The 9,960-nt window shown below is 62.2% G+C and carries 7 protein-coding genes and 2 pseudogenes; 3 read left to right on the top strand and 6 right to left on the bottom strand.

Annotated elements, in window-relative coordinates; genetic code table 11:
• The coding region (locus VKR55_RS27735; RefSeq protein ID WP_324408450.1) for an indolepyruvate ferredoxin oxidoreductase family protein at positions 1 to 1,934 on the bottom strand (1,934 nt) is incomplete at its 3' end.
• A gap of 143 nt (positions 1,935 to 2,077) precedes the next feature.
• On the opposite strand from VKR55_RS27735, the gene VKR55_RS27730 reads away from it, so the two are divergent.
• A complete protein-coding gene (locus VKR55_RS27730; protein WP_324408448.1) occupies positions 2,078 to 2,533 on the top strand; it encodes an Lrp/AsnC family transcriptional regulator in 456 nt (151 codons plus the stop codon).
• 239 nt (positions 2,534 to 2,772) lie between these two features.
• Here the strand turns inward: VKR55_RS27730 and VKR55_RS27725 are convergent, their stop codons facing one another.
• Entirely contained in the window at positions 2,773 to 2,988 is a 216-nt protein-coding gene (locus VKR55_RS27725) for a hypothetical protein (protein WP_324408446.1), read from the bottom strand.
• 410 nt (positions 2,989 to 3,398) lie between these two features.
• On the opposite strand from VKR55_RS27725, the gene VKR55_RS27720 reads away from it, so the two are divergent.
• Positions 3,399 to 4,043: a QcrA and Rieske domain-containing protein gene (locus VKR55_RS27720; RefSeq protein WP_324408445.1), complete on the top strand. Its 645-nt coding sequence runs from the start codon at positions 3,399 to 3,401 to the stop codon at positions 4,041 to 4,043.
• Between the two features lie 65 nt (positions 4,044 to 4,108).
• Positions 4,109 to 5,836: a methanol/ethanol family PQQ-dependent dehydrogenase gene (locus VKR55_RS27715; protein WP_324408443.1), complete on the top strand. Its 1,728-nt coding sequence runs from the start codon at positions 4,109 to 4,111 to the stop codon at positions 5,834 to 5,836.
• A gap of 106 nt (positions 5,837 to 5,942) precedes the next feature.
• On the opposite strand, the pseudogene VKR55_RS27710 reads toward VKR55_RS27715, so the two are convergent.
• From VKR55_RS27710 to VKR55_RS27695, 4 genes and pseudogenes are all read right to left on the bottom strand, one after another.
• A pseudogene (locus VKR55_RS27710) lies at positions 5,943 to 8,264 on the bottom strand (xanthine dehydrogenase family protein molybdopterin-binding subunit).
• Positions 8,265 to 8,266: 2 nt separating this feature from the next.
• Complete coding sequence (locus VKR55_RS27705; protein WP_324408442.1) at positions 8,267 to 8,719, bottom strand: (2Fe-2S)-binding protein; 453 nt, start codon at positions 8,717 to 8,719, stop codon at positions 8,267 to 8,269.
• 459 nt (positions 8,720 to 9,178) lie between these two features.
• Positions 9,179 to 9,745: an S-(hydroxymethyl)glutathione synthase gene (gene gfa / locus VKR55_RS27700; protein ID WP_324408440.1), complete on the bottom strand. Its 567-nt coding sequence runs from the start codon at positions 9,743 to 9,745 to the stop codon at positions 9,179 to 9,181.
• Positions 9,746 to 9,834: 89 nt separating this feature from the next.
• Positions 9,835 to 9,960: pseudogene (locus tag VKR55_RS27695) on the bottom strand (S-(hydroxymethyl)glutathione dehydrogenase); the annotation flags it as partial.

Below are 9,960 nucleotides of genomic sequence, written 5' to 3'. Positions count from 1 at the left end.
CAATCGCCGCAGCCTTCGCAGACGAGATCGTTGATGAAGGCGAATTTCGGCGGGTCGGCGGCCTGCCCGCGCTTGCGCCGCCGCCGCCGCTCCGTGGCGCATTCCTGCTCGTAGATGAGAACTGAGACGCCCGGCACCTCGCGCAGCTCGCGTTGCACGGCGTCGAGATGCTCGCGTCCATGGAGCGTCGTGCCATGCGGAAAGTCGCGCATATCGAACTTGCCGGGGTCATCAGTGATGACCGCGATGCGTACCACCCCATTGGCGCGGACCTCGTGCGCAATCGCCTGCACGCTGATGGGCCCATCGACGGGTTGTCCGCCAGTCATGGCGACCGCGTCGTTGAACAAAATCTTGTAGGTGATGTTGGTGTTGGCGGCGATCGCCTGGCGGATGGCCATCGAGCCCGAGTGGTAATAAGTTCCCTCACCAAGATTCTGGAACACGTGCGGGCGGCCCGTGAACAGCGAGGACGCCGCCCAATTGACGCCTTCGCCGCCCATCTGGATCAGCGATGTCGTGTCGCGATCCATCCAGCTCGCCATGAAATGGCAGCCGATCCCGGCCAGCGCCTGCGATCCCTCCGGTACTTTCGTGGACGTGTTGTGCGGGCAGCCTGAGCAGAAGTAGGGCGTGCGCGCCGCGCCCGCTACGTCGATGAGGCGCGCGGCCTGTGGCTGTAGTGCCGCCGCGCGTGCCTGTAAATGAAAGCCGGGAAATATCTGATCCAGCCGCTTTGCGATGATGGGCGCCAACAGACGCGGCGAGAGCTCGCCGATCCAGGGCACCAGCGGTGCGTTGTTCTCGTCGGTCTTGCCGACCATGTGCTCGGGCTTGTGACCGGGATAATCGTAGAAATATTCCTTGAACTGGCTCTCGATGATGCCGCGCTTCTCCTCGATCACAAGGATCTCGCGTTTCTCGCGCACGAATGCGAGCGCATCATGATGCGCAAGCGGCCAAACCATGCCGACCTTGTAGATGTCGATGCCAAGCCGCCGGCATTCGCGTTCGGTGAGGCCAAGGAGCTGGAGCGCCTCCATCACGTCGAGATGGCCCTTTCCCGTCGTGATAATGCCGAAGGTGGCATTGGCGATGTCGTAGATGCGGCGGTCGATCGGATTGGCGGCAGCAAAAGCCGATACGGCATTCTTCTTGGCCTCCAGGCGCTGCTCGATCTGGGGGCCGGGCAGGTCCGGCCAGCGATAGTGCAGGCCGCCGCCGGGCACCACGAAATCGGGTTTGATGAAACGCCGACGTAGCGGCAACTCCACCGAGGCGCAGGACTCGACCGTCTCCGAGATCGCCTTGAAGCCGACCCACATGCCGGAAAAGCGGCTGAGCGCATAGCCATATTCGCCAAAGCTCAGATACTCGGCGACATCGGACGGATTGAGCGTCGGCATGAACCACGCCATGAAGGCGACGTCCGACTGGTGCGGCATCGAGGACGACACGCAGCCATGGTCGTCGCCGGCCACGACCAGCACGCCGCCATGCTGCGATGATCCGTAGGCGTTGCCGTGCTTCAGCGCATCGCCGGAGCGGTCGACGCCGGGACCCTTGCCGTACCAGAGGCTGAACACGCCATCGACCTCGCGCTTCGGGTGGGTCTCGACCTGCTGCGAGCCAAGCACGGCGGTGGCGGCGAGATCCTCGTTGACGGCGGGCAGGAATTCGATGCGCCGCTCCTCCAGGAACCGCTTGGCGCGCCACAGCTCGAGGTCGAAGCCGCCGAGTGGCGAGCCGCGATAGCCCGACACGAAGCCGGCCGTATCGAGACCATCGGCCCGGTCGCGATCGCGCTGATCGAGCAGGATGCGCACCAGCGCTTGCGTTCCCGTAAGCAGCACGCGGCCCGTTTGTCGCGTGTAGCGATCGAGCAGGGAATAGGTTTCGAGATCATTGCGGGGAGCGGCGATCGCCTGTGTCATGGCCAATCCTCCTGAGAGGAGACGGCTGATTGTCGATCCGATTGAATGGTCAGATTATTCATTTTATCCGTATTTTGACGGAACTTTGGTATAATTATCCAAAATCGCCTCATAGTGAGGATAAGTTGTCCAAGGAGGATCACATGCTTGACCCGCAAGACCGGCGCCTTTTGCTGCGCCTCCAGAAGGACAGCCGCCTCAGCAATCAGCAACTGGCGGATGAGGTCGGGATGTCGGCTTCGGCATGCTGGCGGCGGGTGGATTCGCTCGAGAAGTCCGGTGTGATCGCGCGCTACACCGCGCTGGTCGATCGCGAACAAGCGGGCTTTGCGATGTCGGCGATCCTGCATGTGGCGCTCGAACGCCACGACCAGACCTTCGTCACCCAATTCGTTGCGCGGGTGAAGAAGCGCCCCGAAGTGCTGGAATGCTTTGCGACGACCGGCGATGCCGACTACCATCTTCGCGTGGTCGTCAGCGACATGGCGGCGTACAACCGGTTCCTCGATGATTTCATGTTCAAGATTCCCGGTCTTCGTCACGTGCGGACCAACGTGATCCTCAAGGAGATCAAGTACGAGGTCGCACTGCCGTTCTGACCGCGATCAGCCCGTCAGCGCGACGCGGATGTCCGGGAACGGCACAGCCGGCGCCTCGTGATGTCCCGCCGTGAGACGCGGCGGTCCACCGTTGGCATGCACCATCCCAGCGTGGAGCCGGTGCGCGTCGTTCGGCTGGTCGAATGCTCGACGCGCGCTGCGAGCGGCGCATCAGCCGAAGTTCCGCGCTGATCACCCTTTGAAGTGAGCCAGCTCTTGAGAGTGAGCCAGCTCCTGGTTCAGGCCGCGCTCTTCGGAACGTATTTGCCAAAAACGCATTTGTAGCTCTGCAGCTTCCACGACCGGTACGGTCCGTTTTGTAGCCACTCGGCGATGCCTGCTTGTGCATGCATCTCGCAATCCATCATCGTGATGCTGGACAGATCGCTGTTGGTAACGACTTTTTCCAAACAGACTTCGCCGTTGCAGAGCAAGGCAACAAGGGTAATGAGCATGGAATCTCCATTAAATGAATGATTCGGTAAAAGCTTAACATGCAGCGTTTATGCCAAACTAATGTCGCTTCGCAGCGCCGCTCCGTAAGAATACGGAAAACGCGGAAAAATCCCCAGAATTCGTCGCTTCGAAGCGTCGATGCTGGGACACCAGGAACGTAGCGGACGAGGCTGGTGCCGCATTTGCGATCTTGAGCGCTGCGCCACGGCGTTGCGTGCCGGGAGCATCGCTGTGCACATTCAACTCCTGCGCGTTCGCACGACGTGGCACGCTCGCGGTGCAGTGACGCATCGTCCCGCGGACGACGCCGACTGCATTCGCGACGCACTTGTTGCATTGCAGCCAGCATCAAGACAATCAAAAGCCGCTGCCGCCCTCATTTTGTCGGAGTTGCGTGACGTGATGGCGTATGCCTGACGTTGAGCCACGAATTGAGTGCGACGAAGCAGAAGGCGGCGTCCTCTCGGCCTATGCGCGTTGGACGCGGCGGTCGCTGCTTGCAACGACACTTGCCGCGGGCGCTTGCCTTGCCGCGAGCCGGGACGTCCGCGCGCAGGACGATCAACCCGGGAGCGACGAGCGCCCGCAGAAGGACGATCTGCTCGTGGCCTCCGAAGGACCGCAATCGGGTCAGGTCATCAAGCCGTCGGATCTCAAGCTCGGCGGGCCGCCGGTCCATGCCTGGCCGAAGGACCCCAAGACCTCAGTGGTTCGTGACGGCTCGCGGCTCAACGAAATCCTCGTCATCAAGCTCGATCCTGCGCAGCTCGACGACGACACGCGCGCGCATGCGGCCGACGGCATCGTCGCCTATTCCGCGATCTGCTCGCATGCCGGATGCTCCGTCACCGGCTGGGTGAAGGGCGAGCAAACCGACAAGACCGTCTTCAAGTGTTTCTGCCACAATTCCGAGTATGACCCCCGCGCCGACGCGCAGGTGGTGTTCGGGCCGGCGCCACGGCGTCTTGCCGCGTTGCCGCTGGCGATATCGGGCGAGTCGCTTGTCGTGGCTGCGCCCTTTGCCGGAAAGGTAGGTGTTCAGCAACCAGGATGATGACGACGGCGTCGTCGTTTGGACCTCTGCACGACCATAACCATACAAACAGGGAGGTAGTGACCGTGACCATCAAGCAATGTCTGCTATCAAGCGCCGTAGCTTTCACCTGCGTGATCGCGACCGCAGCAACCGCGGGGCCGATCGAAAACTACAGTCCGGTGACCGCCAGTCGCCTGGAAAATCCCGAGCCCGGCAACTGGATGCTTTACCGCCGGACTTACGACGGGCAGGGCTATAGCCCCCTCGACCAGATCAATGCATCGAACGTCAAGAACCTGACGCCGGTCTGGACCTTCTCCACGGGCGTGCTGGAAGGTCACCAGGCGCCTCCCATCGTCAACAACGGTGTCATGTTCGTCGCAACGCCGATGGGCCAGGTGATCGCGCTGAATGCGAAGACCGGCGAGGAATATTGGCGCTACAAGCGCCAGCTTCCCGAAGATCTCTTCCAACTGCATCCGACCAGCCGCGGCGTAGGCCTTTGGCAGGACAAACTCTATCTCGCGACGACGGATGACCATGTCGTGGCGCTCGACGCCAAGACGGGCAAGGTAGTTTGGGACAAGAAGGTCCAGGACTACAAGAAGGGGCAGTACATGACCCTGATGCCATTGATCGTCGACGGCAAGGTGATCGTCGGCGGCTCAGGCGGCGAGTTCGGCGTTCGCGGCTATGTCGTCGCCTTCGATGCCAACGACGGCAAGGAGTTGTGGCGGACCTTCACCATTCCGGGCGAGGGTGAGCCGGGCCACGACACCTGGCAGGGTGATGACTGGAAATCCGGCGGCGGCTCCGCCTGGATGACCGGCACCTACGACAAGGATACCAAGACCATCTATTGGGGCGTCGGCAACGCCGCACCATGGCCGGGCGAAATGCATCCGGGTGACAACCTCTATACCAGTTCGGTGTTGGGGCTTGATCTCGACACCGGCAAGATCAAGGCATACCACCAATATCATCAGAATGACTCATGGGATTGGGACGAGGTCGACGCGCCCATGCTGGTCGACCTGCAGCGGGACGGAAAGCAGATCAAGAGCCTGATCCATCCCGGACGCGACGCGATCTTCTGGGTGCTGGAGCGGCAACCCGACCGCATCAACTATGTCGCGGGCTGGCCGTTCGTTCACACCGACGTCTGGAAGGGTATCGAGCCCGGGACCGGCAAGCCGATCGTCGATCCCGCGCACAAGCCGGTCATTGGCAAGCGGGTCGACTTCTGTCCATCGTTGTGGGGCGGCAAGGATTGGCCGTCGGCGGCGTATAGCCAGAAGACTCATCTCGTTTATGTTCCCGCCAACGAGAATTTCTGCGGCGGATTCACCGGCGAGAAGGTGCCGCTCAAGCCCGGCCAGCTCTGGCTCGGAACCAAGCCCGAAGACATCGGCCTGACGGTACGCCCGGGCGCCGATCATTTCGGCGAATTGCAGGCATGGGATCCCGCCACCGGCAAGAAGGTGTGGGCGCACAATTTCGCCAAGTCGCAACTGTTTGGCTCGGTGACGGCGACCGCCGGCGATCTCGTGTTCGCCGGTGGCACCAACGACCGCAATTTCCGCGCGTTCGATGCCAAGACCGGTGACGTGCTCTGGGAACAGAAGACCAATTCCGGCATCATGGGCATGCCGGTCGCCTACGAGGTCGACGGCACAGAGTATATCGCCGTGCAGTCTGGCTGGGGCGTCGATGCCGAGCGCATCCAGGAAGCACTGGCCGGCGACCATGTCGGCGTCGAAGCCAACGTGCCGCAGGGCGGGGTTGTCTGGGTGTTCGCGCTCAAGAAATAGCCACCGGCGTCACACTATATATCTCCATATATAAAGAATGCGGCGGAGATGATCTCCGCCGCATTCGTTTTGCTTTCGTTTGACGACGCCAGCGCAGGGCGCCGCCTCACGTCTCCAGTTGCTTGCCGATCGGCAGCGTCCGGATGCGCTTGCCGGTCGCCGCAAAGATGGCGTTGAGCAGGGCCGGCGCAAACGGCGGGACGCCAGGCTCACCGACGCCGCTTGGCGGCGTATCGGCGGCCGGTGGCACGATGTGGACATTGGTCACCAGCGGCGCCTCGTCCATCCGGATCACCGGGAAGTCGTCAAAGTTCTTCTGCTGCACCTTGCCGTCCTTGAAGGTGATCTCGCCATATTTGGCAAGGCTGAGCCCCATGATCGCCGCACCCTCGATTTGCGACTGGATGCGCTCGGGATTGACATAGGTGCCGCAATCGATCGCGGTATCGACCCGCGGTACCGTCAGCTTGCCTTTGTCATCGACGGCCACTTCGACGATGGTCGCGATGTAGCTGACGAAGCTGCGGTGCACGGCAATGCCAAGGCCGCCGCCTTTCGGCACCGAACGTCCCCATTGGCCCTTGTCCGCGACCGTCTCGACGACGCGCCTTAGACGCGCGGTGTCGATCGGGTAGCTGTCATAGGGCTCGCCGTAGTCCCAGAGGTTCTTGACGAAATCGAGATTGATGATCCGCGGCGAGCCGATCAGCTCGAGCAGTGTCTCCTTCTGGTCGCGGCCCGTCGCATGCGCGATTTCGCCGACCATCGACTGGATCGCAAAGGCGCGCGGAATATTCGAGACCGAACGGAACCAGCCGATGCGGGTGTGCGCGACCGCCTCGGGATTTTCGCATTGGACATTCGCGATCTCGAACGGCATGTCGACGAGGCCCATGCCGAGCTCGAAGGAGGCCTCGTGCACGGCCTTGGCCGCGAAGGTCGAGCCGATGCTTGGCGCAACACTGCGATGACGCCAGGCGATCACCTTGCCACTCTTGTCGAGACCGGCCTCGATCCGCTCCACCGAAACCGTGTGGAGGAAGTCATGCTAGACGTCGTCTTCGCGCGTCCATTGCACCTTGACCGGCGCGCCCAGCTCCTTCGAGAGCAAAGCCGCTTCCAGCGCATAGTCGCACTTCGACTTGCGCCCGAAGCCGCCGCCGAGCAGCGTGACATTGACGGTCACGTTGTCCACGGAGATGCCGAGCGTCTTGGCGACATCCTCGCGCGTGCCGCCCGGGCTCTGCACCGGCGCCCAGATCTCGGCCTTGCCATCCTTGACATCGGCGACCGCGACCGGCGGCTCCATGCTGACATGGGCGAGATGCGGCGCATAATATTCGCCGACGATCACCTTGTCGGCGCTCTTCAAGGCGGTGTCGACGTCGCCTTCCTTGCGCACGACGAGGCCGGGCTTGCGTGCAGCCTCCTCAAGCTCGGTGCGATAGGCGGCGGACTCGTATTTGGCGTTAGCGCCGTCATCCCACACGACCTTGAGCGCATCGCGGCCCTTGATCGCGGCACCCGTGTTGCGCGCGATCACGGCAACACCGCCGAGCGGCTGGAATTTTGACGGCCATGGCCAGCCCTTGACCTCCATGACCTTCTCGACGCCCGAGACCTTCATCGCGTCCGCCCCATCGAAGGATACGAGCTTGCCGCCGGTCACCGGCGGCCGCGCGATGACGGCATATTTCATGCCGGGCAGGCGGACGTCGGCACCGTATTGCGCGGCGCCTGTCGTGATGTCGCGCAGGTCGACGATCGAGATCTCGCCCTTGCCGAGATAGCGGAAGTCCTTCGGGTCCTTCAGCTTCAGGCTTGCGATCGCCGGCACTGATTCTTTCGCCGCGTCGGCGGCGAGATCGCCGAAGCCGATCTTGCGGCCGCTTGCGGCGTGCACCACTTCGTGGTTGGCGGCCTTCACCTCCGTCACCGGCACGCCCCAGCGCTTGGCCGCGGCGTTTTCAAGCATCGCGCGAGCCGACGCGCCGATCTGACGCATCGGCATCAGATAGTGCCGCGTGCTGCGTGATCCATCGGTGTCCTGGTTGCCGTATTTGACTTCATCGCCATGCGCCTGCTGCACCTTCACTTTGGTCCAGTCGGCTTCCATCTCTTCGGCGACCACCAGCGGCAGGCTGGTGCGCACGCCCGTGCCCATCTCGGAGCGGTGCGCCACGATGGTGACGATCCCGTCCGGGGCGATCGCCACGAAGACGCGCGGGTCGACCACGACGCCATGCGGCATCTTGCCGGCGCCGGTTTCATAAGCGAAGGCAGGGCGTGACGACAGCACCGGTGCCGCGAGCACGAAGCCACCGGCGATGCCGAGCCCTTTCAGCACGCTTCGGCGCGAGACGTTCTCGACCTTGACGACGTGGCGCTCAAAGCCGCGGAGTTTTTTGGGGTCAGTGATGATGTTCATGATCAGACTCCCGTGGAAGCGAGATGCACGGCGTTCTCGATGCGCTGGTAACAGCCGCAGCGGCAGATGTTGCCAGCCATCGCTTCGCGTATCTGGTCATGGGATGGTTTTGGATTGTCGGCCAGGAGAGCGGCCGCCTGCATGATTTGTCCGGCCTGGCAGAAGCCGCATTGCGGGACGTTGACCTGCCGCCACGCCTTCTGAACCGCATGGTCGCCGGTCGGATGCAGGCCTTCGATGGTGGTGACTTCGCGGCCTGATGCGTCGGAGACGGAGGTGATGCAGGAGCGGATCGCCTGCTTGTCCATCATCACGGTGCACGCACCGCAGAGTGCCTGGCCGCACCCGAATTTGGTGCCGGTCAATCCGGCCTCGTCGCGGATAAACCAGAGCAGCGGAAGGTCCGGATCGCCGTCCCAGCTTTGCTCCTTGCCGTTGATTTTCAGCTTGATCATGATCGTGCCTCGCTCTTCTTAAGCTGTTGACGTCCTCCGGGTGCAAGCCAGAACATATTTCATTTGCTCGCAGCCGCCGCTCGCGCTCGCGTCAGCCGCGAGGTGCGAGGCGGACAGACCTCGGTTCTCGACCAATGATGATTCGAGCTCGTCCCCGTTTGAGATGCCGTGCTGTGCGCTAGCGCTGTGATGCTATCAGAAGCGAGCGCCATGAACGCTTCACAGAGAAGTGTTCTGCATTTATGGCTAAAAACGGCCTCGCGGCGGAACGCGGCGAGGCCGATGGTTCCGCGGTTCAGGGGAGGAACGCAGAACGAAGACGAACTGGATGCATGCTTCCCGCGATTGACGCCGGCCGCCTGCCGGTTTTCACCGACCGCTTTCACGCAACATCAAACATCTCTCGCGCGGGATCGAGATGCCGCGCGAGATGAAGCTGTTGCCGGCTTCGCTGCCCGCTCAGGCGGCCATCTTGGACTTCGCCACATGGGTGGCGATGGCGTCCATCAAGGCTGGCGACAGGCAGTCATAGGGCTCCAGCCCAAGTTCTTTCAGCCGGCCGCGAACTTCGTCCATCTGCCCCGGGTTGACGCCGGATTCGATCACCGAGGAAACAAAGGCCGCAAAGCCCGGGGCCGCGGATCCGGATTCCTGGAACAGTTCGGGATGGATGAAGTCGAGGCCATAGAAGGGATGGCCCTTGTTCTCGATGCGGCCATACATATGCGTGCCGCAGACCTTGCAGGCATAGCGCTGGATCACCGCGGACGGATCGACGATCTGCAGCTTGTCGCCGTTCTCGAGCACCGTCACGTTCTGACGGGGTACCACGGCGACGACCGAGAACATCGCGCCTTGTGGCTTCCAGCATTTGGTGCAACCGCAGGCGTGATTATGCGCCACGTCGCCCTTGATGCCGACCTTGACCGGCTTGTCCTTGCATTTGCAGACCAGGGTGCCGCCGCTGAAGCTGCCCGAGCCTTTCTTCACGCCGCTGTCGATCGATGGGTGGAGTTGAACGCTCATGAGTCTTTCCTCCTAGTGTTTTGCGTTGTGATTCGATGTTTGCGCATGATCTCGCCGGAAAACCGCTGCACGCTTTTCCGGATCATGCGCTAGTAAACGACAACCGAACGGATCGACTTGCCTTCGTGCATCAGGTCGAACCCCTTGTTGATCTCCTCCAGCTTGAGAACGTGGGTGATCATCGGATCGATCTGAATCTTCTTGTCCATGTACCA

The sequence above is a fragment of the Bradyrhizobium sp. genome, assembly GCF_035309285.1.
In the GTDB taxonomy this organism is placed as follows: Bacteria; Pseudomonadota; Alphaproteobacteria; order Rhizobiales; family Xanthobacteraceae; genus Bradyrhizobium.
Note: the sequence above shows the minus strand (reverse complement) of the source record. Positions and strands in the feature narration are given on the sequence as shown.